Genomic DNA, 24,535 nt, shown 5'->3' with positions numbered 1-24,535 from the left:
CTTTTTTACACGCCGTAACGGGCCCGGTAGTCGGCCACTTTCTGGGTCGACGCCGCCAGGGCCGGGTCGTTGCCGTGCTCGGCCAGGTAGGTCAGCAGGTCGTCGAGGTTGCCGATCGAGATGACGGGAATGCCAAACTCGCGGCTCACTTCCTGCACCGCCGAACTGGCCGACAGTGCGCCGTCGGCGCCCGAGCGTTCCATCCGGTCGAGCGCGATGAGCACGGCGCACGGCTCGGCGCCGGCGGCGCGGATCATCTGCACCGATTCGCGCACCGAGGTGCCGGCCGAGATGACGTCATCGATGATCACCACCTTGCCATGCAGCTTGGCGCCGACGATGGTGCCGCCTTCGCCGTGGTCCTTCGCTTCCTTGCGGTTGAAGGCGAACGAGGTGTCGCGGCCCTTGCCGGCCAGGGCCACCGCGGTGGCCGAGGCCAGCGTGATGCCCTTGTAGGCGGGGCCGAACAGCATGTCGAACTCGACGCCCGAGTCGAGCAGGGTCTGGGCATAGAACTGCGCCAGCCGGCCCAGCGTCGCGCCTTCGTGAAACAGGCCCGCATTGAAAAAATACGGCGACTGGCGCCCTGCCTTGGTGGTGAAGTCGCCGAAGCGCAGCACGCCCGCCGAGACCGAAAACGCGATAAACTGCTGCCGTAAATTGTCCATGATCGTCCCTGTCGAAAAATGGCTGTATTGTAAACCTCTCGCCCTCCCCCGCCCATGCCAAAAATTATCTCCGCCAATCTCAACGGCATCCGCTCCGCCCACAAGAAGGGTTTTTTCAACTGGATGGGCGCGCAGACGGCCGATTTCGTCTGCGTGCAGGAGCTCAAGGCGCAGCATGGCGACATGACCGAGGAGTTCCTGGCGCCGCACGGCTACCACGGCCATTTTCACTACGCCGAAAAGAAGGGTTATTCGGGCACGGGCGTGTACAGCCGCGTCAAGCCGGACGCTGTCGTCACCGGTTTCGGCAGCCCCGAATTCGACGCCGAAGGCCGCTACACGCGCATCGATTGCGGCGACCTGAGCATCGTCTCCGTCTACTGCCCGTCCGGCTCGTCCTCGCCCGAGCGGCAGGAAGCGAAGTTCCGCTTCATGGCCCTGTTTTTGCCGCACCTGCTCGAGCTGAAAGCGCAGGGGCGCGAACTGGTCATCTGCGGCGACTGGAACATCGCCCACCACGAGATCGACCTGAAAAACTTCAAGGGCAATAAAAAAAATTCAGGCTTCCTGCCCGAAGAGCGGGCCTGGCTCTCGCAGATTTTCGGCGAAGTGGGCTTTGTCGATGTCCACCGCGGCCTCGACAAGCGCGAAGAACAGTACACCTGGTGGAGCAACCGGGGCCAGGCCTACGCCAAGAACGTCGGCTGGCGCATCGACTATCACGTGGCCACGCCCGGTATCGCGGCGCAGGCACACACGGTGTCGGTGTACAAGGACGAGCGGTTTTCCGATCATGCGCCCCTGATTATCGATTATCGTCCTCGCCAGGCGGAGCAATAGAAGCGCCTGCCTGCGCTAAACGTCGCTGACTGACGAACTCCCGCGGCAAGCCCGTCAGCGGGTCCGTGAACGCGATCGCGCGCGCCAGCAGTTGCAGGGGCGCGGCGTAATCGTCGCCCTTGCACGGCAGCGCCACCGGGTAAAACGTGTCGTTGACGATGGGCGCGCCCAGCGAGGCCATGTGCAGGCGCAGCTGGTGCTTGCGGCCCGTGTGCGGGCGCAGGCGGTACAGCGCCAGCGCGCCGCGCGGCTCGATCAGCTCGACGATGGTCTCCGAGTTCGGCGCGCCCGCTTCCTCGCGCATGACGAAGAACTGCTCGGCGTCGACCATCCGGCTACGGTAGGTGAACGGATAGTCGAGCGCCAGCGGCACCGCCAGCGCTTCGTAGACCTTGCTCACGCTGCGCTGCTGAAACAGCGACTGGTAGGCGCCGCGCGTGCGCTGCTCGCTGGAGAAGACGACAACGCCGGCCGTTTCGCGGTCGAGCCGGTGGATGGGCGTGAGCGCCGGCAGGCCCAGCTTGTCCTTCAGGCGCACGAGTAAAGTCTCGCGCAGGAAGCGCCCGCCCGGCGTCATCGGTAAAAAATGGGGCTTGTCGACCACCACCAGGTGCGCGTCCTGAAACAGGATCGTCTCTTCAAAGGGGATCGGCGTTTCGACCTCGACTTCGCGGTAGTACCAGATGCGCATGCCGGGGCGGGCCACGCTGTCGGGCGCGAGTGGGCGGCCGTCGCCATCGACCACCTCGCCTTTGGCCATGCGGCGGCGCCAGGAGTCGGCGTCGATGGCGGGGAACTGGCGCAGTAAAAACGCCAGCATGGCCTCGCCGCTGCCCGGCGGCAGCCACAGGTAGCTGGGCGCGACGCCAGCGACCACGGGCAGCGGACAGAAGGCGTTTTTGTCGGCCTGCCTGCCCATCTTAATTCGGCAGTGCCGTGCTGCGATAGGCCGGCAACTGCGCCTGCGGCACGCCCCTGGCGCGCGCGTACAGGGGCAGCAGCAGGTGCATATTGGCGTTGATGCGCTCGATGCGGTCGGCACCGCTGGGGTGGGTCGACATGAACTCAAGGGGCTGGCGCTTGCCCAGCGCCGCCATCTTCTGCCACACCGCCACGCCGGCGCGGGGATCGTAGCCGGCGCGCGCGGCCAGGTCCAGGCCCACCAGGTCGGCTTCGCGCTCGTCGTCGCGCGAGAACTTGAGCACCACCAGCTGGCCCGCCTGCCGCGCCGCCGAGTCGGCCAGGCGGGGATCGACGCCGAAATAGGCGGCCGCGCCGGCGCCCAGCAGGCGTGCGGCCAGATCGGTGCCGGTGCTCTTGACCATGCGCTCGCGGCCGTGCTCGCGCAGGGCGTGGGTGATTTCGTGGCCCATGATGGCGGCGATTTCATCGTCCGTCAGGCTCAAAGCGCTGATGATGCCCGTGTAAAAGGCGATTCTGCCGCCCGGCATGCAAAAGGCGTTGACCTGCTTCGAGGCCAGCAAATTGATCTGCCAGTCCCACTTGGCGGCGGCCGGGTTCCAGCGCGCCGTGTACGGAATCAGGCGCCTGGCGATGGCGCGCAGGCGGATGAGCTGCGGGTCGTTGGGCGGGACCAGCGCCTGCTTTTCGCGGGCGCTGGTCATCAGGGCGCTGTACTGCTGGGCGGCGTCGCGTTCGAGCTGCTCTTCGGAGGCCAGCACCCGGTAGGACGGCAGCGGCTTGACGGCGATGCCGTCCTGGACCACGGGGGCCTGGGCTGCCGCCACGCCAGACCAGCACAGGCCGGCGGCAACGGTGAGCGCAGCAATGCGGTGAACACGGGGCGTCATTTGGCGTTCCACGGTGCGATCTTCGGCAGCATCATCATGGCAGGAATGGCCAGCGCGAAGCACACGATAAAAAACACGAACCAGCCCGTCTCGGCGACGATGAAGCCGGTGATCGAATTCATGAAGGTGCGCGGCACCGCCGCCAGGCTCGAGAACAGGGCGTACTGGGTGGCCGTGTAGCGCGGATCGGTCGAGCGAGAAATAAACGCCACCAGCGCGGCGGCGCCCAGGCCCAGGCTGGCAAACGACTCAAAACCGATCACGCCGGCCAGCAGGAACTGGTTGGGGCCCACCTGGGCCAGCCAGGCAAAGCCCAGGATCGCCACCGCCTGCAGCACGCCGAACACCCACAGGGCGCGGTTAATGCCCAGCTTGACCATCCACAGGCCGCCGACGATGCCGCCGGCCAGGCTGGCCCACAGGCCGGTGGCATTGGCCGCCAGGCCGATCTGGGTGGTGCTGAAACCGATATCGAGGTAGAACTTGGTGGCCAGCGCGGTGGCCATGCTGTCGCCGATTTTATAGAGCAGGATGAAGCCGACGATGACGGCGGCCTTGGCCAGGCCGTCACGCTTGACGAACTCGCGGAACGGCTCGATGATCGCTTCGCGCATATTGCGCGGCGGCGTGCCGTAGGCGGCCGGTTCGGGCGCCAGCAGGGTGCACACCAGGCCCGGCAGCATGAACGCGCCGACCACCCAGAACACGCTCGCCCACGGCAGCGTGTCGGCCAGCACCAGCCCCAGCGCGCTGGGCACCAGCCCGGCCGCTTTATAGGCATTGACGCTGACGGCCGCGCCCAGGCCCTGCTCGGCGTCGACCAGGATCTCGCGGCGGTAGGCGTCGATGACGATGTCCTGGCTGGCCGAGACGAAGGTCATCACGCCGGCGGCCAGCACGATCAGCGGCAGTTGCGTGCGCGGGTCGAGCGCACCCATGCCGCCGATGATGCCGAACAGGGCCAGCTGGGTCAGCGCCATCCAGCCCCGCCGCCGGCCCAGCGGCCCCAGGCTGTAGCGGTCCATGAACGGCGCCCACAGGAATTTGAAGGTGTAGGGAAAACCGACCAGGGCGAACAGGCCCAGCGCCTTGACGTCGACGCCGGCCTTGGCCAGCCAGGCTTGCATCAGGTAGAGCATGACGAACAGCGGCAGGCCCGACGAAAAGCCCAGGAACAGCACGGCCAGCATGCGCGTGCTGAACAGGTGGCGCCATTCGAACGGCGCCTGCGCGGCGTCAGCGGCGGCGGCGGCGGGCTTGACGGGCGTGCTCACGGGCGCGGTCCGGCTTTCTTGCGCAGCCTGAACACGGCCAGGCTGCCGCGCAGATTGGGCAGGAACGACACCACGCTGCCGTCTTCGGCCAGGGCCACCCGCTCGAGCACCTCGAGGCCGCACTCGGCGGCCAGTTCCTCGAAATCGTAGATGGTGGCGCAGCGCACGTTGGGGGTGTCGAACCACTGGTACGGCAGCGACTTCGACACCGGCATGCGCCCGCGCAGCAGGGCCACCCGGTGCGGCCAGTAGGCGAAGTTGGGGAACGAGACGATCGCCTCGGCGCCCACCCGCACGATGTCGCGCAGCAGCGGCTCGACGTGCTGCATCATCTGCAGCGACTGCAGGCACAGCACGGTGTCGAAGGAATTGTCGCCAAACAGGCCGAGCCCCTTTTCCATGTCCTGCTGGATGACGTTGATGCCGCGCTGGGCCGACTCGAGCAGCTTGTCGTCGGCGATTTCGATGCCGTAGCCGCTGCAGCCCTTGTCGGCCTGCAGAAAGCCCATCATGGCGCCGTCACCGCAGCCGACGTCGAGCACGTGGGCGTGCGGCTTGACCCAGCGGGCGATGAAGGCCAGGTCGGGGCGCACTGTTTCAAGCTGGTCGATATTCATGCGCTCTCCCCTTGTGCGATGCCGTGCCAGATCCGCGCGTACCAGGCGCGCACCATGTTCATGTAGCGGGCGTCTTCCAGCAGGAAGGCGTCGTGGCCGTGGGGGGCGTCGATTTCGGCATAGGTGACCTGGCGCCGGTTGGAGATGAGGGCTTCGACGATCTCGCGCGAGCGTTCGGGCGCGAAGCGCCAGTCGGTGGTGAAGGAGGCGATGAAAAACGCCGCTTCGGTCGCTGCCAGGGCGCGCGTGAGGTCGCCGCCATGGGCCAGCGCCGGGTCGAAGTAGTCGAGCGCCTTGGTGATGAGCAGGTAGGTATTGGCGTCGAAATACTCGGAGAACTTGTCGCCCTGGTAGCGCAGGTAGGATTCGATTTCGAAGTCGATGCCGAAGTCGAACTTGTAGTCGTTCGATTCGGCGGCGTTGCGCAGCTTGCGGCCGAATTTTTCGGCCATGTCGTCGTCCGACAGATAGGTGATGTGGCCGACCATGCGCGCCACCCGCAGGCCGTTTTTCGGCACCACGCCGTGCTCGTAAAAATCACCGCCCCGGTAATCGGGGTCGGACAGGATGGCCTGGCGGGCGACGTCGTTGAAGGCGATGTTCTGCGCCGTCAGCTTCGGCGTCGAGGCGATCACCATGCAGTTGCGCAGGCGCGCCGGGTACATGATCGACCAGGCCAGCGCCTGCATGCCGCCCAGCGAGCCGCCCATCACGCAGGCAAACTGCTCGATGCCGAGCTGGTCGGCCAGGCGCGCCTGCGCCGCCACCCAGTCTTCCACCGTCACCACGGGGAAGGCGGCGCCGTACGGTTTGCCGGTGGCGGGATTGCTGTGCATCGGCCCCGTCGAGCCGAAGCAGGAACCGAGGTTGTTCACGCCGATCACGAAAAAACGGTTGGTGTCGAGCGGTTTGCCCGGTCCCACCATATTGTCCCACCAGCCCACTTTTTTCGGATCGTCCGCATACACTCCGGCCACGTGGTGCGAGGCGTTCAGGGCGTGGCAGACCAGCACCGCGTTCGATTTGTCGCCGTTGAGCTCACCGTAGGTTTCGTACATCAGGGTGTAGTCGGCCAGCTGCGCGCCGCTTTGCAGGCGCAGGGGCTGGGAAAACGACATGGTTTGCGGTGAGACTATTCCAATGGACGCCATGAGACTCGAATCTGGTTGTGGTGGGGTGGTGGCCGGCGGTGCTGCAGAAGCGTCACATCGATTGCATCTGCTCGACGGCGTCGGCGATCGCCTGCGGCTCCATGGTGCGCAGGATCTTGCTGGTCATGCGCGTGAGCACCGGCAGGTTGCAGCGCAGGATCTCCTGCTTGACCGCCAGCAGCTGGGCCGGATGCATGGAAAACTCGCGCAGGCCCATGCCCAGCAGCAGCCGGGTGAGCTTGACGTCGCCCGCCATTTCGCCGCACACGGCGACGTCGATGCCGGCCTTGTGACCGGCCGCGATGGTCATCGAGATCAGTTGCAGCACGGCCGGGTGCAGCGGGTTGTACAGGTGCGCCACTTCGTAGTCGACGCGGTCGATCGCCAGGGTGTACTGGATCAGGTCGTTGGTGCCGATCGACAGAAAATCCATGCGCCGCACGAACATGGGCAGCGCCAGCGCGGCGGCGGGAATCTCGATCATGGCGCCCACGTCGATGCCTTCGTCGAACTTGTGGCCCGCCTCGCGCAACTGCGCCTTGGCCTGCTCGATCATGGCCAGCGACTGGTCGATTTCAAACGCGTGCGCCAGCATGGGGATCAGCACGCGCACCTTGCCGAACGCGGAGGCGCGCAAAATCGCCCGCAACTGGGTCAGGAACAGCTGCGGCTCGGCCAGGCAGTAGCGGATCGCGCGCAGGCCCAGCGCGGGATTGAGGGCCGTGTGCTCGGTCTGGTCGAGCGGCTTGTCGGCGCCGATGTCGAGCGTGCGGATGACCACCTGGCGGCCCTTCATGGCCACCACGGCTTTCTTGTATTGTTCGAACTGCTCTTCCTCGCTGGGCACCATGTGGGCGTGACCGCCCCGGCCCATGAACAGGAACTCGGAGCGGAACAGGCCGACGCCGTTGGCGCCCGCTTCCAGCGCGGGGCCGCAATCTTCGGGCAGCTCGATGTTCGCCAGCAGGGTGATGGTGGTGCCATCGAGCGTGACGGCGGGGGTTTTCTTCAGCTTGAGCAGCTTCTTGCGGGTTTTTTGCAGCACCACCTGGCGCGCGCGGTACTGCTCGAGCACCAGCGGGCTGGGATTGGCGATGACGACGCCGGCGTCGCCGTCGATGATCACCCAGTCGTCCTGCTCGATCAGTTGCGAGGCCTGCGACATGCCGACCGCCGCCGGAATGTCCAGACTGCGGGCGACGATGGCCGTGTGCGAGTTCTGGCCGCCCACGTCGGTGACGAAGCCGATGAAAGAGCGGTCGCGGAACTGCAGCATGTCGGCCGGCGAAATGTCGTGGGCGACGACGATCATCTGCGGCTGGAACTCGTCGTTGGGCTGGCGCGGCATGGCCAGCTGGGCGGTCCCCATCAGCACCTTGAGCACGCGCTCGGCCACCTGCTGGATGTCGGCCTTGCGCTCGCGCAGGTACTCGTCTTCGATTTCGTCGAACTGCGCCGACAGCTCGTCGATCTGGGTCACCAGCGCCCATTCGGCGTTGTAGTGGCGGCTGCGGATGATGTCGATGGCGGCGTCGGAGATCATCGGGTCCGACAGGATCAGCGCGTGCACGTCGATGAAGGCGCCCAGTTCGGTGGGGGCGTCCTTGGGCAGCTCGGTCCACAGCGCCTGCAGGCCCCGGTGCACTTCGGCGATGGCGTCCTGCAGGCGCTTGACCTCGGCCTCGAGCTGCTCTTCGGCCACCAGGTAGTGCTTGACGTCGAGGGCGGCGGGCGTGAGCAGGTGCGCGCGGCCGATCGAAATGCCGCGCGAAACAGGAATGCCGTGCAAGGTGAACGATGCCATCGAAGGTCCCTGCAAGGTGCGCACGCCGTAGGCCGGCATTACTCGCCTTCGCCGAATTTGTCGTTGACCAGCGCCGACAGCGCCGTCACGGCGTCGCCCTCGTCGGCGCCGTCGGCCTCGAGCAGCACCTTGGCGCCCTTGCCGGCGGCCAGCATCATCACGCCCATGATGGACTTGGCGTTGATGCGGCGGCCATTACGGGTCAGCCAGATCTCGCTCTTGTACTTGGCGGCCAGCTGGGTGAATTTGGCGGAGGCGCGCGCATGCAGGCCCAGCTTGTTGATAATTTCCAGCTCTTGTTGGATCATGTTCTCGTCGTCTTGGTTGCTCGTGCCTGCGCTTGACCGTCCGGGCGTCCCGGCGTCCCCGTTTTTATACCACCGCTTACTCTGCCGCGCTAGAGGCGAATGCGATTATCGACCCGCACCGCGCCGCTCTGGGCGCCGGCCAGGGCCATTTCCACCACCACGTCGAGCGTGTCGCGGCGGTAGGTAATGGCGCGCAGCAGCATGGGCAGGCTGATGCCGGCGATGACCTCGACGTGACCGGGAATGGTCAGCGAGTTGCAGCAGTTCGACGGCGTGCCGCCCTTGATGTCGGTGATCACCAGCACGCCGCTGCCGTCGTCGAGACGGGTGATGGCGTCGCGCGCCAGGTCGTGCACTTCGGCGATGTCCTGGTCGGCGGTGACGTCAATCGCCTCGAAGCGCTCGGTGGCGCCGCGGAACACGTGGGCCACGGCGGCGATGAACGCCTGTCCCAGCGGCGCGTGGGTGAGCAGCAGGATCCCGATCATGTCAGCGCCGCGCCTTCGCTTCGACGGCGTCGATGAACACGGCGGCGACGTCGAAACCGGTCTGGTCGAAGATCTCCTGGAAGCAGGTGGGGCTGGTGACGTTCACTTCGGTGAGGAAGTCGCCGATGATGTCCAGGCCCACCAGCAGCAGGCCGCGGGCAGCCAGTTGCGGCCCCAGCGCCTCGGCGATCTCGCGGTCGCGCGGGGAAATCGGCTGGGCCCGGCCCATGCCGCCGGCGGCCAGGTTGCCACGCACTTCGCCCGCCTGCGGGATGCGCGCCAGCGCGAACGGCACCGGCTTGCCGTCGATGACGAGCACGCGCTTGTCACCGTGGACGATGGCGGGGATGTATTTTTGCGCCATGATCGTGCGCGTGCCCAGTTCCGTCAGGGTCTCGATGACCGAACCGAGGTTCATGCCGTCGTCCTTGATGCGGAAGATGCCGGCCCCGCCCATGCCGTCGAGCGGCTTGAAGATGACGTCGCCGTGCTCGGCGTGGAAGGCGCGCAGGCGCGTCTCGCTCGAGGTGACCAGGGTGGGCGAGGTGTAGTGCGAAAACTGGGCGATCGACAGCTTTTCGTTGTGCGTGCGGATCGCCGCCGGGTCGTTGAACACGCGCGCGCCCTGGCTTTGCGCCAGTTCGAGCAATTGCGTCAGGTAGACGTACTCCATGTCGAACGGCGGGTCCTTGCGTTCGATGATGGCATCGAAGGCATTGAGCTGCATGGACGCCGCGCCGACCACGCTGTACCAGGCGTCGGCCTCGCCGGTGAGGGTGATTTCCACCACCTCGGCGCTGACGATGCCATTTTCGAGCGCCATGTGGCGCTGCTCGAAGGCGTACAGGGTGTGGCCGCGCCGGGCCGCCTCGCGCATCATGGCGAAGGTCGAGTCTTTGTAAATCTTAAAACTTGACAGCGGGTCGGCGAGAAAGGCGATTTTCATGGGGCATCCATCATGGCTAATGCCTGATTTTAGCCCGAAATGGCCGCTGGCGCGGGATCAGGCCGCTTGCGCCGGCCTGTCCCCTCTCAATACACCTCGGGATTCGGATCGGTGCGTTCCATTTCCAGCGAGGCCGCCAGCAGGCCCAGGCGCGCCACCACCCCGTACACATAGAACCGGTTCGGCGCCGCCGTGCCCGGCTTGGCTTTCAGGTCGGGCACCGCGTGCTGCTGGGCAAATGCCAGCGGCACGAACTGGGAACCGGGCGCGTTCAGGTTCTGGTCGACGCCCTTCTCCGCGTGGACCCGGTAAAAACCGCCCACCACATAGCGGTCGATCATGTAGACGACCGGTTCGGCCACGGCATCCTTGATGTTTTCGTAGGTGGGCACGCCTTCCTGGATGATGACGTCGCTGATGCGCTGGCCGTCCTTGACGATCGACATGCGGGCGCGCTGGGCGCTGGTGAGGTCCTTGAGCTCATTGGCGTCCTTGATCGTCAGGATGCCCATGCCGTAGGTGCCCGCGTCCGGCTTGAGGATGACGAAGGGCTTTTGGTCCTTGATGCCGTATTCCTTGTATTTCTTGCGAATTTTCGCCAGCAGCGAGGTGACGTTGTCGCTCAGGCACTCGAGGCCGTCCGGCTGCTCGAAGTCGACTTCGCCACAGCGGGCGTGGAAGGGGTTGACCATCCACGGGTCGACGTCGATCAGCTTGCCGAATTTTTTCGCCACTTCATCGTAGGCGGCCAGGTGATTGCTCTTGCGGCGGATGGCCCAGCCCGCATGCACGGGTGGCAGCAGCGACTGTTCGTGGATGTTTTCCAGGATGGCGGGCACGCCGGCCGACAGGTCGTTGTTGAGCAAGATGGTGCAGGGATCGAAGTCTTTCAGACCCAGCCGGCGGCCATTGGCCGAGCGCACCATGGGCTCGATCACCAGCATGTTGCCGTCAGGCAGCGCCAGTGGCGTGGGTTCGGTGATCTCGGGCGACAGCGAGCCGAGCCGCACGTGCAGGCCCGTCTGGCGGAAAATCTGCATCAGGCGGGCCACGTTCTGCATGTAGCTGGGATGGCGGTTGTTCATCTCCGGGATCAACAGCAGGTTGCGGGCGTCCGGACAATACTTGTCGATCGCCGCCATGGCCGCCTGCACGGACAGCGGCAGCATCTCGGTGGCAAGATTATTAAATCCACCAGGGAACAGATTGGTGTCCACGGGCGCCAGCTTGTAGCCGGCGTTGCGCAAGTCGACCGAGCAATAGAACGGCGGCGTGTGCTCCTGCCACTCGAGACGGAACCAGCGCTCGATGGCCGGGGTGGCCTGCAAAATCTTCTTTTCGAGGTCGAGCAGCGGGCCGGTCAGGGCGGTAACGAGGTGGGGAGCCATGATGTCCTTGAAACTTCGGTAATTGTGAAAACAGTAAATCGGGACGAAACCGTCATTTTAAAGGAGCGCGCCGCGCCTGAATGCAAAAAAGGCGCCCTTGCGGGGCGCCTTGGCTGGCCTGCGCGGGCGCAGGCCGATTGTAATACCGGGCAGATCAGGAGTGGTAAGCCGATTCGCCGTGGCTGGTGATGTCCAGGCCTTCGCGCTCCTCTTCTTCCGGTACGCGCAGGCCGATGACCAGGTCGACCAGTTTGTAGGCGATCACGGAGACGACCGCCGACCAGATGATGGTGGTGCCGACCGCGGTGGCCTGGGTCATCACTTGCGAACCGATCGAGTAGGCGTCGGTCGACATCTTGTTGGTGACGTAGTCGAAGATGCCCTGACCGCCCAGCTGAGGCGCGGCGAACACGCCCGTCAGCAGGGCGCCGAGGATACCGCCGACGCCGTGCACGCCGAACACGTCGAGCGAATCGTCGGCGCCGATCAGGCGTTTCAGACCGTTCACACCCCACAGGCAGACCACGCCGGCCAGCAGGCCGATGACCAGGGCGCCCATCGGGCCGACGTAACCGCAGGCCGGGGTGATGGCCACCAGGCCGGCCACTGCGCCGGACGCGCCGCCCAGCATCGATGGCTTGCCCTTGGTGATCCACTCGCCGAACACCCACGAGACGGTAGCGCAGGCGGTGGCCAGCAGGGTGTTGATGAAGGCCAGGGCAGCGACGTCGCCCGCTTCGAGTGCCGAACCGGCATTGAAACCGAACCAGCCGACCCACAGCATCGACGCACCGATCATCGTCATCGTCAGCGAGTGGGGTGCCATCGACTCACGGCCGTAACCGACGCGTTTGCCGATCATGATGGCGCCGACCAGGCCGGCAACAGCGGCGTTGATGTGCACCACGGTGCCGCCGGCGAAGTCCAGCGCGCCTTTTTGCCACAGCCAGCCAGCCTTGGCCGTTTCGGTTGCCAGGGTGGCGGCATCCTTGATGGCGTCCGGACCGGTCCAGAACCAGACCATGTGGGCGATCGGCAGGTAGCCGAAGGTGAACCACAGCACCATGAAAGCCAGCACGGCGGTGAACTTGGCGCGTTCGGCGAAGGCGCCAACGATCAGGGCGCAGGTGATGGCGGCAAAGGTGCCCTGGAAGGCGACATAGGCAAACTCAGGAATGACGACACCCTTGCTGAAGGTAGCGGCATAGGTGAACGAGGCCGTGGTGGGATTCCAGATGCCTGCCAGGAAAGCGCGGTCGAACTTGCCGAAGAATGCATTGCCCTCGGTAAAGGCGATCGAGTAACCGTAGATGCACCAGAGGATGATGATGACGGCGAAGATGAAAAACACTTGCAGCAGCACGGACAGCATGTTTTTCGAGCGCACCAGGCCGCCGTAGAACAGGGCCAGGCCGGGGATCGTCATCATGATGACGAGGACGGTGGCGACGAACATCCAGGCGGTGTCGCCCTTGTTCGGCACCGGCGCCGCCGCTGGCGCTGCAGCTGGCGCAGCCGGGGCCGCGGTGGCGGCCGCCGGGGCGGCCATTGGCGCGACCGTGGGGGCGGCGATCGGGTTGGTGGTCACGGCCGAGGTGGCGGTCGCGGCCGGTGCGGCGGCGTCAGCGGGCTTGGCCGCATCCTGGGCCGAAGCGCTCATGGCGCCACACAGGGAAACGGCCACGGCCACGCCGGTCAGCCATTTTTTCAACGTTTGATTCATCTGATGTTCCCCTTAAAGAGCGTCGTTGCCGGTCTCACCGGTACGGATGCGGATGACCTGTTCCAGGTTGTAGACGAAAATCTTGCCATCGCCGATCTTGCCCGTGCGGGCGGCTTTTTCGATCGCTTCGATGGCTTGATCGACGATCGCATCATCGACGGCCGCTTCGATCTTGGTCTTCGGCAGAAAGTCGACGACATATTCGGCGCCACGGTACAGCTCGGTGTGACCCTTCTGGCGGCCAAAGCCCTTGACCTCGGTCACGGTGATACCTTGCACGTTGATGGCCGACAGTGCTTCGCGCACCTCGTCGAGCTTGAACGGTTTGATGATGGCGGTAATCAGTTTCATGGGAAGCTCGCTCAGAAGGTTTTGGAAACGCTCAGGACGACGCCGGTACGGCCGAGATTCTTGCCGGACGGGCTGACGTAGGCCTTGGTATTGGCATAAATGGCCGCCAGCGACACCGACGCCACGCCGAAATCCTTGGTGACGCCGACCTTGTAGTCGGTGTACGAGTAGGCACTGTTGTTCTTGACGTTCTGACGGCCCACGTGCAGGTTCAGCACCAGACCTTCCATCAGGTCCAGGTTGGCGCCCAGGTCGAGGTAGCCGCTGTTCTTGCTGTTCGAGGTGCCGAACAGGTTCGTCGTCGAATGCGAGTACTTGATGTAGCCGGGACCGTAGCCCACCTGGCCGTACAGCTCGAAGGTGTTGGCGCTGGTCGACAAGCCGTTCGACGGGTAGAAATAGTACAGGCCGCCGACGTCATAGCTCACGCCGGGGGCGATTTCGCCCTTCTTGCCGCCGTAGATATCCCACTCGATATCGCCGTCGCCGCCCGCATCCGTGACCCACTTGATGGTCGATAACCAGGTACCCAGGTAGAGGCCAGTAGGATTGTTGACATAGTCGGCGCCGCCTTGCAGGGCCGGCTTCACGCGCGACTGCGACAGGCCACGATAGCGGTAGTCGGTGGTCAGCGCGGCATTGAAGCTCACTGCATTGTCTGGGGTGGGAGCATCTGCGGCACGGGCAGTGGTGGACGTCAGGGCCGTGAAGACCAGAGCGAGCGCTGCGACGAGTTTCAACTGTGTATTCAGTTTTTTCATGACATTCCCTAGTGAATTGAATCGTGTGATGCGATGGCGGTTTAGAATTAGTGTGAGACCGAAAATCGTTTGGACAGGGTTCTATTAGCAGATTGCATGCCAGCCCGAAGTTGCAAATGGACGCTTGTTTTTTCGCCTATTCGTCCCAAATGGGCATTTAATAAACGTTTTGACGGCCGTGGTGCACAGCGCGCAGCGTCGTTCGCACCGATTTAAGGCAAAATACGCACCACCTTGGTGCGCTTGATAGTTGACTACAAGGATTACCATGGATATGAATAGTTTCTTCAATGATTTGCAGGGCAAAATCAGCCAGGCCATCGACAACTCGCCCGTCAAGGACGTCGAGAAAAACGTCAAGGCCATGATGACCCAGGGCTTTTCCAAGCTCGACCTGGTGACCCGCGAGGAATTCGATATCCAGGCGCAAGTGCTGGCCAAGACCCGGGCCAAGCTCGAGGTGCTGGAAGAGCAGATCGCTTCGCTGGAAGCGCGCATGGCGGCGCAGGCGAGCGCGCCGTCGTCGACGGTGCCGCCGGTGATTATCTCGAAATAAACCCTTGACGCAAGCGGCAAGCGGGGCACCGGGGCGGTGCCCCGGCAGGGGCTAGCCGCCGCTGCGCTTTGCCGTATGCCCCGCCTGCTTCAAGGCAAGCAGCAGCACATCGCAATGATCGCCCTGGATCTCGATGAGGCCGTCCCTGACGGTGCCCCCTGCGCCGCAGCGGCTACGCAACTGCTTGCCCAGGGCGGCCAGCGCCGCCCCATCGAGGGCCAGGCCGCTGACCACCGTCACACACTTGCCGCCACGCCCCTTGGTCTGGCGCGCCACCGTCACCTGACCAGTGCCCCTGACCGACGCTGCCTTCGCCTGCGCGCAGCGGCAGGCGGCGACGGCCTGCCCGCAATCCGGGCACAGCCGTCCCGTTTCAGTCGAATACACGAGCCGGCTGGCGCCATTGCCGCTCATGGCGTGCCCCGCGGAGAAGCCGGCGACGGCAGGGGGGCGCAAAATGTCAGGTGAGCAAACACGCGGGTTTCCTTATCAGGGCGAAATGGGCATGATGGTGAGATAGGCTGGCGCCGTCAACCGCCGCATCGAGACGTATGCATCCGAAAAAATTGCACGTCTTATACGTCGATTCTACAATCGAGCTTTTTGATCGCCCTCGGGCGTCCCCTTTCGAAAGTACCGTTGATGAAACCGAGTGCCGATTGCACGCGCCTGCCCGCCGCCGGCAAGCGCCCTCGCCGATGACGGCGGCCGCGCCGTCGTCGATCTGGCGCAGCCGCCTGGCGCCGCCGGCCGCGCTGGCGCTGATGCTGGCCCTGGCCGCCTTGTTCGGCGCGATGCGGGGCGCCGGCCTGCTGGGCGAGCAGCCGCTGCGGGCCTTGCTGCCGCTTAGCTTCGTGGCGATGATGGCCATGCCATGGCTGCTCCTGAACCAGGCGGGCCGCCGCGCCATCGGGCTGCGCCGCCCCGCCGCCCGGTCGCACTACGTCGACGCGGTGCTCGAGGGCATGATGGCGGCGCTGGTCTGCTTCGCGCTGGGCATCATGTTCTTTGGCGCCAGCGCCGACCACTGGTACACGAGCATCGCCAGCAGTTACCGCGCCAACATGGACACCACGCGCCTGTCGATGACGCAGCTGTACCTGATTTTTACGCTGCCGGCCCTGCTGTTCAGCCCCATCGGCGAAGAAATCTTCTTTCGCGGCATGTTACAAAAAGCGTTGGAACAGCGCTGGAGCGTGCGCACCAGCACGTATATTGAATGCGCCGCCTTCGGCCTGGTCCACCTGTGCCACCACGGACTGGTGCTGGAAGCGGCGGGCTGGCGCGTGCGGCCCCTGTCGGCGGCGCTGTGGGTGCTGCTGATGTTCCTGACGGCGCTGCTGTTTGCCCACCTGCGCAAACGCAGCGGCTCCCTGTTCCCGCCGATGGCGGCGCACGCGGCGTTCAATGCGACCATGAATGCCGTGATATTTGCGTTTTTGTGGAAGTAGGCAGAGGGCGAGAAAGCGGCGCATGGTCCGCAGGGCGACCATTTCAATCGTCCGCAGGGCGGCGTCATCGCCACCGTGATCGGAGGTCGATCCGGCTGGTTCAATATACTTGTGCCGAAATTCCAGCACGGCCCCAACAGCACGCCCACGCCATGATTCGGCACCGCTCCCGACGAGCACAGCCTGCCCCCAACAACACAGCAGCACACTTTTGGCGATCCTCAATAGGAACAGGGCCACCGCACCTGGCATGGCCCGACCTGTTCACGCTGCCGGGATCGCCATGAGCCTCGCCGTACTCCGTAGCCGCGCCCTCAATGAAGTAGCCCAGGTCGATGCGGCGCGTCTTGATCGTGTGCTCCGAGTAGCGCATCGCGCGCAGCCATTCGACGAAGCCGACCAGGTGGCCGTGGAAGCCGCCGGCAATCGACGGATCGCCGGCGTGCAGCGGCGTCTTGGCGCGCACGGCTGTCATGATTCGCCCGCCAGTACGGCAACGACCGGCACATGGCCGTTTGCCGCAGGATGTGCGTTTTCAGTCTCAAACAAGACGTCAGCTCCCTGGCCGCCTGCAGCAGGTAGTGGCCGCGGCACTTCGCGCTGTACAGGTCCAGCGTGTCGACGTGATACGCCTCGCCGACCGCCACCAGCAGGTTGATCTTCAAGGTCTCGGGCGACAGATTTTTCGGCAGCCCGCGCACGCGGTAGCGCCGTTCGGCGAAGGTGAACACCACCTCGTCGTCCTTGATGTCGGCGGCAATGGCCGCCGCCGCGGGCACCGCCACCGGCGAAGCGGCTAAGCCGGCGGACTCCGACGGCGCAACGGGAGCGGCATCGATCGCCGGCGCGGGCTTCACGCACTCCACCGTCTCGACGTGCTGCCCTGGCGCCGCCTGCGGTGCCACACCTTTCCCCATCCACGCCGCCTTGCGGATCAGGATGCCCAGGCTTTTCGATGCCGGCGTGACCTTCAGCGCGTAATCGCTCGCATCCAAGGCGCTGCACCTGAGCCTGGACGTGCTGGTGTTCGACGAGGCCGAGCGCGGCCCTTCTGACGATCTCGCCTTGCAGTTCGAGGCGGTCAAGGGCTACAGCCTGACGGCGCCGATCCGCGCCACCGACCGCGCGCCGGAAATCTCGGTGACCGACTTCGAACGCAAGGTGCTGTACGCGCGCATCGGCGACTCGCTGCGGGTGGCGGCGATGGTCGACATGGTCGGCGAAGACCTATCGCTGGACGCTGCGCGCATCGCCGGCCTGACGCGCCAGGTGCGCGAGACCATGCCGCATGCGGCCGACTACGACCACATCTCGCCATGGGCGGGGCTGCGTCCGGCGACGCCCGACAGCGCACCGATCATCGGCGCCACGCGCTATCCGAACCTGTGGCTCAACGTCGGCCAGGGGCCGCTTGGCTTCACCTTCGCCTGCGGTTCCGCCAAGCTGCTGGCCGCCTGCCTCAAGGGCGAAGCGCCGCCGTTTTCGATGGACAGCCTGACGCTGCGGTAAGGTGAAAGGGGCTGACCCCGGACGCGCCCCCAAGACCGTCGTCCCGGCGCAGGCCGGGACCCATACCCCCTAAGCCCAGTGACGTCGCGTGCATTCCCACGCTCCGTCAGCCGCGTCCGCGGCAACTCAACCCGCTTTTACATTCAGCATGGCGCCGGCCTCCGCCCCAACGAGGTGATCGAGCCGGGGTCAGGTCTAAGAGCGGCACTGCCCCCGGCCCCTCGCTCAGGACTGCTGATCACGAACATCAACGAACTCGCCAGTCGTGAGCGTTACGTATCGTCAGCGCCATCCCAACTAATTTTGCTTTCCAATACGCTAATCGGGCGGCGAGCTTTCCTCTGAGATCCTTGTTGGTACGCATGCGCCGCCGCGCAATGTCGCGAAGTGCATAGGCATGACCGAGTTCAGCAGCTCGCAATAAGCTCTGATCTGCAAGAGCCAAGGACTCAATATCGTTCGATTCACTACAATAAGCGTAGAGCCAGTATGCTGCTGAAGGGTTGCCGGAATCGGCAGATCTCTGCAAGAACCCCGCCCCTTCTCTCTGGTCTCCGCGTTTCATCAGCAACAAACCCAGATGATAAGCAGCTAGATCTGCAGATTCGGTCTCGAGCCCCATTCGATAAAGCTTCATTGCCCGAGGTATATCTTTCTCGCCACCTAAACCTTGTTCCAGCAGCCAGCCAAGATGAACCAAGGCATCGTCGCCGCCACCTTTGTTAAGAGCTTGCTCAAATGCGGCTCTAGCAGTCGGATACTCGTTTTTGGCCAATGCATCGAAACCAGAAGCAATGGCAGTAGCAGCTGAGGGGTTATCCATCGTTTTCCTTACCTGGGTCAGTTCGGCAGATGCTCCGCCTTAGGCGGAGGTGGCGGTGGCTCCGGTGGCTTTGGCACTGAAGTGGGGCCAGAAGTAGGCTGCGGTGCGGTCCCGCCGGGGCCTTGCTCCGGTGAAGGTGACGCAGTTTCCGGCCTTTTTGGTTCAGGTGGCTTCGGGTCCCCACCAGGTTGAGGCCCACCAGGCACAGGCTTCTGTGATAAAGGCGGCTTGGGTGGCGGGGGCGGCGGCCGCTTGTCATTGGCCATGCAAACGAGACAAACAACAATTTGCACAATGTTCGCCCGAACTCTCCTGCACATGGCCTTGCAAATGTTGCCGACGCCGACTTCCGGTTCACCGAATGCACCAATGCCATCACGGCCATCAGGATCGACAAATCCAAACGGGTTATTGTTCGCATAGGCATAAAGGTTGAAGCTTGATCCCGTGTTTGCGTCCGTCACCACCGGATCAACGCTCAAGAAGCGTCCACCCGACCCGAACCTGTCGTAAGCGCGGCCGTTTTCCTTAGTCCCTTCAATGACTTGGCGCGGTTTTTCCCTGGCTGACGGTGTGTAAAGAGCGAATTTTTTCCTAGACGCGATTTTGGCTCGCGTGCGCGCGCGAGGCAAGCGTTTATTTGCCTAATAGTTAATGATGGCGGCGGGGTTGCCGTTGCTGGGGTTGACCTGACTGACGGCGCAGCGCGGCGGCAAGCGACGCAGGAGCGCGCCCTGTGCACCTGACCTGAGTTATCCCGTGTGGTGGACGCGCGCAGCGCCTGGACGAAGCCTTGCGCCGCAGGCGCACATGCTGGCCTGGCAGTCCCGCAGGGGCGCAAGACATAACGCCTATTCTGTCAACCCGAAGGGCGCGCAGCGATCGGCCCACCAAGCGCAGCGCAGCGTAGCGACTGGGCCGATTTGGCAGAATGCCGCGTTATGTTAAAGCGGCCGCGCAGCGGCCGATGTACCCCGGAGGGGCTGTGCTGTTTCGTGGCTTGTTACTGGCTACCGGCGAAGCGCGGCGGCAAGTGAGGTGCGCCATGGCGCACCGGAGCGCGCTTCCTGGGCCAAGTTAGATTCACAGCGTGGCCGTTGCCATCCGCGCAGCGGCTGGCAGTATCGCGCAGCGACCGTTCAGGGGGTTTTACGGACTTGTCCGCAAGCATCAAGGCCCGCGTTACTGCGTAACCGATCTATGTCATCTTGAAGTAGGCATCCCACTCCGGCGAGTCCGCAGCCAGGCCGGCCAGCACGCCATCGTCCTCGGCGCGGATCAAGCGCTCGATCACCTCGCGCTGCGTCACCTTGTCTCGCCTGGCCAGGCGCGCCAAGGCCAGGTGCGTCGCCGTGTTCACCCACGTGTTCAGGCGCCGCTCGCCATCGCCGTTTGGCCCCGCCGAGCAGCGGCTCGCCCGGTACGCCGCCTGCCGTTCTGCTGTCGTCTTCGCCATATCCCCTCCTGTTGAGAGTTAGACCGTTACGCCGTAACGAAGTTCAATCGAGTTGTTGTTGCGTCTGCTGCACGGCCCCATCTTCTGCCGCACGGCTGCGCAAGCGCGCCGGATGGGTCGCTTCATGCACCTGCTTGAGTTTGGTGATCACCACCCGCGTATAGATTTCCGTCGTGCCCAGATCGCCATGTCCAAGCAGTGCCTGTATAAAACGGATATCGGCGCCGTTCTCCAACATGTGCGTGGCGCAGGCGTGGCGGAACAGGTGGCACGAACTGTTTAACGGACCGCCCGTCAGCACGCGCTCCAGCCGCGCCTCGTCGATCGCCTTCTTGACGATGTTCGACAGCTGCTTGCCTGTCAGCTGGTCGCCGTGGCGCGTCAGGAACAGCGCTGTCTCGTCGTCTGCCGCCAGGCCGGCACGCACCTCGCCCGTGTACCTCGCGATCCACGCCAGCGCCCGCGCGCCGACCGGCACCATGCGGTCCTTCTTGCCTTTGCCAAGCCGGATCAGCACCGTGCCTCGTTCGGCGTCGACGTCGCCCACCTCCAGGCCCACCAATTCGCCGCGCCGCATGCCGGTGCTATAGAGCGTCTCGAGGATGGCGCGGTCGCGCAGGCCCAGGCCGAAGGCGGCGCCGGTGTCGACCGCGTTGATGATCTGCGCCACCTCGGCCACGCTGAGCACATGGCGCGGCAATCTCGTCTCTTTCTTGGGCAGATCGAGTTCGCCGGCCGGGTTAAACAGTAAATGATGCTGTCTCGTCATCCAGCGGAAGAACACCCGCACCGCCACCAGCCGCGTGCCCTGGCAGTTGAACGAGAGTGGCAAGCCGTCGCGTTGGCGGCGGTAGCCGAACACGTATTGCCGGTAGCGTTCCAGCATCGCCCGCGATACTTCCTGCGGCGTGCGCACGCCGCGCTCTTCGCACCAGTCGACGAAGTAGCCCAGGTCGATGCGGCGCGTCTTGATCGTGTGCTCCGAGTAGCGCATCGCCCGCAGCCAGTCGACGAAGCCGACCAGGTGACCGTGGAACCCGCCGGCGATGGCCGGGTCACCCGCATGCAGCGGTTTTACCAAGCGCGTGGCTGTCATGATCGGCCTGCCGTTACGGCGACGACCGGCGCATGGCCGTTGGCCGCTGGATGTGCGTTTTCCGCCTCCGGTGCATCGTCATTTGCACCAGCCCTTGCCGCCATTGGCTTCGTTGCAAATGAGGGCGCCCGACCGCCACCCGGCCACCCGCCGACCACGGCCCGACCAGGCCCCGACCGCGTTTGTTCAGACCCCTACCGCCGCTTGTCGTAGCCCTGCAAGGCGCCGGCATCGAGCAAGCCTACCAGGTGGGGCGCCGTGCTGCCATCGCCGTCATACAGCAGCTCGTACACATAGCCCTGGCCACGCTCGGCCCGGTGCACCAGAAGGTATTCCAGCTCGGCCAGCCGGCCCAGGTGGATTTTTAGCTGGGTGTCGCCCCAGCCGGTTTTGTCGCGTACGTCCTTGCGGCTAAAGCGGATTGTCTTGCGCGCCATCGCCGGCGCTTCACCGCACTCGGACACCACCGCCGTTACCATCTCCGCCACCAGCGTCAACAGGCGCCGTGTCTGCGGCGGCAGTTCATCGAGGCTGCGACCCAGCACCTCGTGCGTGAGCCGGTTCGCCTGCTCGATGTCGGCCAGGCTCACCTCGATGTAGTCGATTTGTTCTCCGTCCTCGCCGCGCGCCACTTGGACTTCTCGTTGATGCTGATGCAGCAGCGCGATGGTGTCGATCAGGGTCAGGTATTTTTCATGATCGCGCCGCGTGCGCGTTTTATCGGACAGGAAGGTCAGCTGGCCGGCGTAGGGATTCACCACCGCGACCGGTTTGAGTAAACGCTGGGCATTGCGGTGAAGGGTCAGCACCGCCTCTTTGCTCTGCTTCGCCATCAGGCCGGCCCGGGTCCTGCGCTGCCGCTGCAGGCCGTGGATCGCCTCCGTTTGCGCGCGGCCCTCGTCGACCGTCAGCACGATGCAGCGGTTCATCAGCTCCTCGTCGATCTCGATCGCCGTCGTCGTCAGGAAGATCATCACCGGTCCCGTGACGCGGTATTCCTGGGTGATCAGGTTGCCGCTGTTGGCGTCCTTGCCGGTCGAGGCGATCGTCAACTCTCCCTCGCTTTGCAGCAGTTTTAAGGCGTAGCTGGCGCGGCTCGCGCCTTCCTCTTCGACGATGGCCAGGATCTTGTGCTGCAGGTTGGTCTCGCCCATGTAAAACAGGCTCTGGCCCGTCATCGCGCTGTACTTGATGCGCTCCTCCTGCGGCATCATCGCCAGCACCGCATCCATCAGCGAACTTTTACCGGCCGCCGACGAGGACTGCACCACGATCGCCAGTGGCCGTTCCAGCTTGCGGCTCACCGCCGCCAGGTAGCCCACCAGCTTATTGGTGCGTTCTCCCACCAGCCCGCAGGCGTCGAAGTCGGCCACGATTTTATCGAGCAGGCCAGGCGCGCGCAGCATCGCCAGCGCCGCTTCCCGTTCGTCCTCGCTCATCGCCGGCACCACCGGCGCCGTCGTCGTCGCCGCCTTGATCCGCTCGTCCTGCAGCGCCTCAAGTTTCAGCAGAATGCGGCCCAGGTCATGTTTGATCAGGTCTTCGCGCACGTTCAATTCTTTAGCCGCCTGCTGCAGGTAGTGGCCGCGGCCTTTTGCGCTGTATAGGTCCAGTGAGTCGACGTGGAACACATCGCCCGTCGCCACCAGCAGGTTCACTTTAAGGGTTTCCGGCGACAGGTTTTTGGGCAAGCCGCGCACGCGGTAACGCCGCTCGGCGAAGGTGAACACCACTTCGTCTTCCTTGACGTCGGCGGCGATGGTCGCCGCCGCAGGCGGCACCACAGGGGAAGCGGCTAATAAGGTCGATGGCGCGGGCTCGGGCGCCGGCTGCGGATCGGACTCGCTTTGCTGCTGTGGCACATCGCCTTGCCCCATCCACGCCGCCTTGCGAATTAGGATGCCCAGGCTCTTGGCTGCCGGCGTCACCTTTAGGGCGTACTCATTGGCGTCCATCCCTTTCGGCAGCTCGATGCGGTAGCACTCGATGCCCAGCCCGATCAGCTGTTCGGCCAAGGTGATCGCCGCCTTGTCGCCGACGGCGTCGCGATCATACGCGATCAACACGCGCCGCGTGCCGTGCAATCTGAACGCTGCCAGGTGGTCGGGCGTAAAACCGGACACGCCGTAGCTGGCCGTCACGTTGTGGAAGCCGGCCTGCCAGAACGTCAGCGCGTCGATCAAGGCCTCGCACAGGATGATCTCGTCGAACTCGGCCAGGGCTTCTGCGTTCCACACGCCCAGGTGCGGACCGGGCAGATACAAATGCAGCGGCGTGCCGGTGCGCAGATCGTCGCGCAATTTGCGGCCATACACTTCCGTCACCTTGCCGGCGCCGTCGAACACCGGCACGACGATGGAGCCATTAAAATGCTCGTGGCCAGACTCGCGCAGGATGCCCATTTTCTGCAGGCGCGCTTTGACCTCGCCGCCGGCCTTGACGTTCCTGGCCGGCAGCCGGTAGCCCAAGGTGCAGTTGGCATAGCCGATTCTAAAACGGGCGATCAGCTCCGGATCGGTCAGGCCGCGGCGGGCCAGGTAGGCCAGCGCCTCGGGCGAGTCGAGCAGGGTCTGGTGGTAGAAGTCGACCACCTGGGCCAGCAGTTCGTCGTCGGCCGCGTCCAGTACCAGCGGCGCCGCCAGCGTGCGCGGGCCGGCAGGCAGCGGCACACCAACCCCGGCAGCTAAAACAGAAGCATCGTTACGCAGTAACTCGACCGCGTGGCGGAACGACACGCCGTTTTCTCGCATCACCCAGTCGATCGGCCCGCCGCCGGCCTGGCAGGCGCCCAGGCAGTGCCACAGGTTTTTCGAGGGCGTGATCACGAGAGAAGGCGTCTTGTCGGCGTGGAAGGGGCAGCGACCGATCAGGTTGGCGCCGTGGCCGTGCAGCTCGATGCCGCGCGCTTCGGCCAGGCCCTGCACCGACACGTTGATCTTTAGCCGCTCGAGGTCGGCATCGGGGATACGGGGCATAAATCCCTCTTTCTCTAAAAATGCGTCAAGACCCTTTTAGTGTACTTTTGTTATACCGTATAACGGACTAGTCGAACACCTTTTAAGATACCGGGGGGTACAGTATGGGCACCATCACCTTTTTGCTACCGCCCATGTTTTCTTCCCGCTTGATCCAGTTCCGCAAGGCGCAGAGCTACACCCAGCAAGGCCTGGCCGATGCCGCGCAGATTCACGTGAACCAGATCAAGCGCTACGAGGCGGGTACCGCTCAGCCGAATCTGGAGGCGCTGGTCAGACTTGCCAAGGCGCTGCACCTGAGCCTGGACATGCTGGTGTTCGACGAGACTGACCGTGGTCCGTCTGACGATCTGGCCCTGCAGTTCGAGGCGGTCAGTCACATGCCGGATGAGGAGCGGCGCATCATCAAGGCGCTGCTTGACGAGATGATCATCAAGTACCAGACCAAGCAAATGGTGGGAAACTTGAGCAGCTAAGCCGGCGCTGCCTGGCCGCTAAATAAAAAGCCACTCGCATCCGGGAAGCCGGAGGGAGTGGCT

Annotated in this window: 26 protein-coding genes; 5 read left to right on the top strand and 21 right to left on the bottom strand. The window is 64.5% G+C overall.

Features of this window, described 5'->3' with window-relative positions; translation table 11 throughout:
• Positions 1-5: 5 nt before the first annotated feature.
• The gene (pyrE, locus tag ACP7EY_RS13295) at positions 6-668 is read right to left on the bottom strand and encodes an orotate phosphoribosyltransferase (protein WP_426194263.1); all 663 of its coding nucleotides are present in this window, start codon (positions 666-668) and stop codon (positions 6-8) included.
• A gap of 54 nt (positions 669-722) precedes the next feature.
• Between pyrE and ACP7EY_RS13290 the strand changes: the two genes are divergently transcribed.
• The gene (locus ACP7EY_RS13290; protein WP_426194261.1) at positions 723-1,508 is read left to right on the top strand and encodes an exodeoxyribonuclease III; all 786 of its coding nucleotides are present in this window, start codon (positions 723-725) and stop codon (positions 1,506-1,508) included.
• Here the strand turns inward: ACP7EY_RS13290 and ACP7EY_RS13285 are convergent.
• From ACP7EY_RS13285 to ACP7EY_RS13225, 13 genes are all read right to left on the bottom strand, one after another.
• The gene (locus ACP7EY_RS13285; protein WP_426194260.1) at positions 1,474-2,427 is read right to left on the bottom strand and encodes an RluA family pseudouridine synthase; all 954 of its coding nucleotides are present in this window, start codon (positions 2,425-2,427) and stop codon (positions 1,474-1,476) included. The genes ACP7EY_RS13290 and ACP7EY_RS13285 overlap by 35 nt on opposite strands.
• 1 nt (position 2,428) lies before the next feature.
• Entirely contained in the window at positions 2,429-3,319 is an 891-nt protein-coding gene (locus ACP7EY_RS13280; RefSeq protein WP_426194258.1) for a M48 family metallopeptidase, read from the bottom strand.
• Positions 3,316-4,593 (bottom strand): AmpG family muropeptide MFS transporter, encoded by a 1,278-nt coding sequence (locus ACP7EY_RS13275; RefSeq protein ID WP_426194255.1) that lies wholly within the window; start codon positions 4,591-4,593, stop codon positions 3,316-3,318. Before ACP7EY_RS13275 ends, ACP7EY_RS13280 begins: the two co-directional genes overlap by 4 nt.
• Positions 4,590-5,210: a methionine biosynthesis protein MetW gene (gene metW / locus ACP7EY_RS13270; protein ID WP_426194254.1), complete on the bottom strand. Its 621-nt coding sequence runs from the start codon at positions 5,208-5,210 to the stop codon at positions 4,590-4,592. Before metW ends, ACP7EY_RS13275 begins: the two co-directional genes overlap by 4 nt.
• The gene (gene metX, locus ACP7EY_RS13265; RefSeq protein ID WP_426194252.1) at positions 5,207-6,361 is read right to left on the bottom strand and encodes a homoserine O-succinyltransferase MetX; all 1,155 of its coding nucleotides are present in this window, start codon (positions 6,359-6,361) and stop codon (positions 5,207-5,209) included. The genes metW and metX overlap by 4 nt, the downstream gene beginning before the upstream one ends.
• A gap of 52 nt (positions 6,362-6,413) precedes the next feature.
• On the bottom strand, positions 6,414-8,165 hold the full coding sequence (gene ptsP, locus ACP7EY_RS13260) for a phosphoenolpyruvate--protein phosphotransferase (protein WP_426194498.1): 1,752 nt from the start codon (positions 8,163-8,165) through the stop codon (positions 6,414-6,416).
• Between the two features lie 38 nt (positions 8,166-8,203).
• On the bottom strand, positions 8,204-8,473 hold the full coding sequence (locus tag ACP7EY_RS13255; protein WP_426194250.1) for an HPr family phosphocarrier protein: 270 nt from the start codon (positions 8,471-8,473) through the stop codon (positions 8,204-8,206).
• A gap of 89 nt (positions 8,474-8,562) precedes the next feature.
• Positions 8,563-8,961 carry a PTS sugar transporter subunit IIA gene (locus ACP7EY_RS13250; RefSeq protein ID WP_426194248.1) on the bottom strand — a complete coding sequence of 133 codons (399 nt, stop codon included), beginning with the start codon at positions 8,959-8,961 and terminating at the stop codon, positions 8,563-8,565.
• 1 nt (position 8,962) lies between these two features.
• The gene (gene gshB, locus ACP7EY_RS13245) at positions 8,963-9,907 is read right to left on the bottom strand and encodes a glutathione synthase (protein ID WP_426194246.1); all 945 of its coding nucleotides are present in this window, start codon (positions 9,905-9,907) and stop codon (positions 8,963-8,965) included.
• Positions 9,908-9,993: 86 nt separating this feature from the next.
• Entirely contained in the window at positions 9,994-11,295 is a 1,302-nt protein-coding gene (gshA, locus tag ACP7EY_RS13240) for a glutamate--cysteine ligase (RefSeq protein WP_426194244.1), read from the bottom strand.
• 154 nt (positions 11,296-11,449) lie between these two features.
• Positions 11,450-13,018, bottom strand: coding sequence for an ammonium transporter (locus tag ACP7EY_RS13235; protein WP_426194242.1), 1,569 nt, complete (start codon positions 13,016-13,018; stop codon positions 11,450-11,452).
• Positions 13,019-13,030: 12 nt separating this feature from the next.
• Complete coding sequence (locus tag ACP7EY_RS13230; RefSeq protein WP_426111723.1) at positions 13,031-13,369, bottom strand: P-II family nitrogen regulator; 339 nt, start codon at positions 13,367-13,369, stop codon at positions 13,031-13,033.
• Between the two features lie 11 nt (positions 13,370-13,380).
• Positions 13,381-14,130 carry a TorF family putative porin gene (locus ACP7EY_RS13225; protein ID WP_426194240.1) on the bottom strand — a complete coding sequence of 250 codons (750 nt, stop codon included), beginning with the start codon at positions 14,128-14,130 and terminating at the stop codon, positions 13,381-13,383.
• A gap of 268 nt (positions 14,131-14,398) precedes the next feature.
• On the opposite strand from ACP7EY_RS13225, the gene ACP7EY_RS13220 reads away from it, so the two are divergent.
• Positions 14,399-14,686, top strand: a complete 288-nt coding sequence (locus tag ACP7EY_RS13220) for an accessory factor UbiK family protein (RefSeq protein ID WP_426194238.1) — start codon at positions 14,399-14,401, stop codon at positions 14,684-14,686.
• Between the two features lie 51 nt (positions 14,687-14,737).
• Here ACP7EY_RS13220 and ACP7EY_RS13215 read toward each other — a convergent pair whose 3' ends face one another.
• On the bottom strand, positions 14,738-15,100 hold the full coding sequence (locus ACP7EY_RS13215) for a translation initiation factor Sui1 (RefSeq protein ID WP_426194236.1): 363 nt from the start codon (positions 15,098-15,100) through the stop codon (positions 14,738-14,740).
• Between the two features lie 245 nt (positions 15,101-15,345).
• Between ACP7EY_RS13215 and ACP7EY_RS13210 the strand changes: the two genes are divergently transcribed.
• Entirely contained in the window at positions 15,346-16,137 is a 792-nt protein-coding gene (locus ACP7EY_RS13210; protein WP_426194234.1) for a CPBP family intramembrane glutamic endopeptidase, read from the top strand.
• A 314-nt stretch (positions 16,138-16,451) separates the two neighbouring features.
• On the opposite strand, the gene ACP7EY_RS13205 is transcribed toward ACP7EY_RS13210, so the two are convergent.
• Entirely contained in the window at positions 16,452-17,132 is a 681-nt protein-coding gene (locus tag ACP7EY_RS13205; RefSeq protein ID WP_426194232.1) for a hypothetical protein, read from the bottom strand.
• A 22-nt stretch (positions 17,133-17,154) separates the two neighbouring features.
• Between ACP7EY_RS13205 and ACP7EY_RS13200 the strand changes: the two genes are divergently transcribed.
• A complete protein-coding gene (locus ACP7EY_RS13200; RefSeq protein WP_426194230.1) occupies positions 17,155-17,646 on the top strand; it encodes an FAD-dependent oxidoreductase in 492 nt (163 codons plus the stop codon).
• Positions 17,647-17,893: 247 nt separating this feature from the next.
• On the opposite strand, the gene ACP7EY_RS13195 is transcribed toward ACP7EY_RS13200, so the two are convergent.
• From ACP7EY_RS13195 to ACP7EY_RS13175, 5 genes are all read right to left on the bottom strand, one after another.
• Complete coding sequence (locus ACP7EY_RS13195; RefSeq protein ID WP_426194228.1) at positions 17,894-18,469, bottom strand: hypothetical protein; 576 nt, start codon at positions 18,467-18,469, stop codon at positions 17,894-17,896.
• Between the two features lie 17 nt (positions 18,470-18,486).
• The gene (locus tag ACP7EY_RS13190) at positions 18,487-19,101 is read right to left on the bottom strand and encodes an RHS repeat-associated core domain-containing protein (protein WP_426194226.1); all 615 of its coding nucleotides are present in this window, start codon (positions 19,099-19,101) and stop codon (positions 18,487-18,489) included.
• A gap of 566 nt (positions 19,102-19,667) precedes the next feature.
• On the bottom strand, positions 19,668-19,925 hold the full coding sequence (locus ACP7EY_RS13185) for a hypothetical protein (protein WP_426194224.1): 258 nt from the start codon (positions 19,923-19,925) through the stop codon (positions 19,668-19,670).
• Positions 19,926-19,968: 43 nt separating this feature from the next.
• On the bottom strand, positions 19,969-21,021 hold the full coding sequence (gene xerC, locus ACP7EY_RS13180) for a site-specific tyrosine recombinase XerC (protein WP_426194223.1): 1,053 nt from the start codon (positions 21,019-21,021) through the stop codon (positions 19,969-19,971).
• A gap of 194 nt (positions 21,022-21,215) precedes the next feature.
• On the bottom strand, positions 21,216-23,996 hold the full coding sequence (locus tag ACP7EY_RS13175; RefSeq protein ID WP_426194221.1) for a CHC2 zinc finger domain-containing protein: 2,781 nt from the start codon (positions 23,994-23,996) through the stop codon (positions 21,216-21,218).
• A 104-nt stretch (positions 23,997-24,100) separates the two neighbouring features.
• On the opposite strand from ACP7EY_RS13175, the gene ACP7EY_RS13170 reads away from it, so the two are divergent.
• Positions 24,101-24,472: a helix-turn-helix domain-containing protein gene (locus tag ACP7EY_RS13170; protein WP_426194219.1), complete on the top strand. Its 372-nt coding sequence runs from the start codon at positions 24,101-24,103 to the stop codon at positions 24,470-24,472.
• Positions 24,473-24,535: the final 63 nt, after the last annotated feature.

Origin of the sequence: Massilia sp. DWR3-1-1 (assembly GCF_049898325.1) — a bacterium.
In the GTDB taxonomy this organism is placed as follows: domain Bacteria; phylum Pseudomonadota; class Gammaproteobacteria; order Burkholderiales; family Burkholderiaceae_D; genus JAFCUW01.
The sequence above is the reverse complement of the archived record's forward strand: the minus strand, read 5'-3'. Positions and strand labels throughout refer to the sequence as shown.

Coding starts and splice junctions, on each gene's coding strand:
- ACP7EY_RS13255 (WP_426194250.1), bottom strand. CDS start 8,473: ATGATCCAACAAGAGCTGGAAATTATCAACAAGCTGGGCCTGCATGCG.
- gshA (WP_426194244.1), bottom strand. CDS start 11,295: ATGGCTCCCCACCTCGTTACCGCCCTGACCGGCCCGCTGCTCGACCTC.
- ACP7EY_RS13235 (WP_426194242.1), bottom strand. CDS start 13,018: ATGAATCAAACGTTGAAAAAATGGCTGACCGGCGTGGCCGTGGCCGTT.
- ptsP (WP_426194498.1), bottom strand. CDS start 8,165: ATGGCATCGTTCACCTTGCACGGCATTCCTGTTTCGCGCGGCATTTCG.
- metX (WP_426194252.1), bottom strand. CDS start 6,361: ATGGCGTCCATTGGAATAGTCTCACCGCAAACCATGTCGTTTTCCCAG.
- ACP7EY_RS13215 (WP_426194236.1), bottom strand. CDS start 15,100: ATGAGCGGCAATGGCGCCAGCCGGCTCGTGTATTCGACTGAAACGGGA.
- ACP7EY_RS13225 (WP_426194240.1), bottom strand. CDS start 14,130: ATGAAAAAACTGAATACACAGTTGAAACTCGTCGCAGCGCTCGCTCTG.
- pyrE (WP_426194263.1), bottom strand. CDS start 668: ATGGACAATTTACGGCAGCAGTTTATCGCGTTTTCGGTCTCGGCGGGC.
- xerC (WP_426194223.1), bottom strand. CDS start 21,021: ATGACAGCCACGCGCTTGGTAAAACCGCTGCATGCGGGTGACCCGGCC.
- ACP7EY_RS13285 (WP_426194260.1), bottom strand. CDS start 2,427: ATGGGCAGGCAGGCCGACAAAAACGCCTTCTGTCCGCTGCCCGTGGTC.
- ACP7EY_RS13280 (WP_426194258.1), bottom strand. CDS start 3,319: ATGACGCCCCGTGTTCACCGCATTGCTGCGCTCACCGTTGCCGCCGGC.
- ACP7EY_RS13230 (WP_426111723.1), bottom strand. CDS start 13,369: ATGAAACTGATTACCGCCATCATCAAACCGTTCAAGCTCGACGAGGTG.
- ACP7EY_RS13220 (WP_426194238.1), top strand. CDS start 14,399: ATGGATATGAATAGTTTCTTCAATGATTTGCAGGGCAAAATCAGCCAG.
- ACP7EY_RS13250 (WP_426194248.1), bottom strand. CDS start 8,961: ATGATCGGGATCCTGCTGCTCACCCACGCGCCGCTGGGACAGGCGTTC.
- ACP7EY_RS13195 (WP_426194228.1), bottom strand. CDS start 18,469: ATGGATAACCCCTCAGCTGCTACTGCCATTGCTTCTGGTTTCGATGCA.
- metW (WP_426194254.1), bottom strand. CDS start 5,210: ATGAATATCGACCAGCTTGAAACAGTGCGCCCCGACCTGGCCTTCATC.
- ACP7EY_RS13170 (WP_426194219.1), top strand. CDS start 24,101: ATGGGCACCATCACCTTTTTGCTACCGCCCATGTTTTCTTCCCGCTTG.
- ACP7EY_RS13290 (WP_426194261.1), top strand. CDS start 723: ATGCCAAAAATTATCTCCGCCAATCTCAACGGCATCCGCTCCGCCCAC.
- ACP7EY_RS13185 (WP_426194224.1), bottom strand. CDS start 19,925: ATGGCGAAGACGACAGCAGAACGGCAGGCGGCGTACCGGGCGAGCCGC.
- gshB (WP_426194246.1), bottom strand. CDS start 9,907: ATGAAAATCGCCTTTCTCGCCGACCCGCTGTCAAGTTTTAAGATTTAC.
- ACP7EY_RS13175 (WP_426194221.1), bottom strand. CDS start 23,996: ATGCCCCGTATCCCCGATGCCGACCTCGAGCGGCTAAAGATCAACGTG.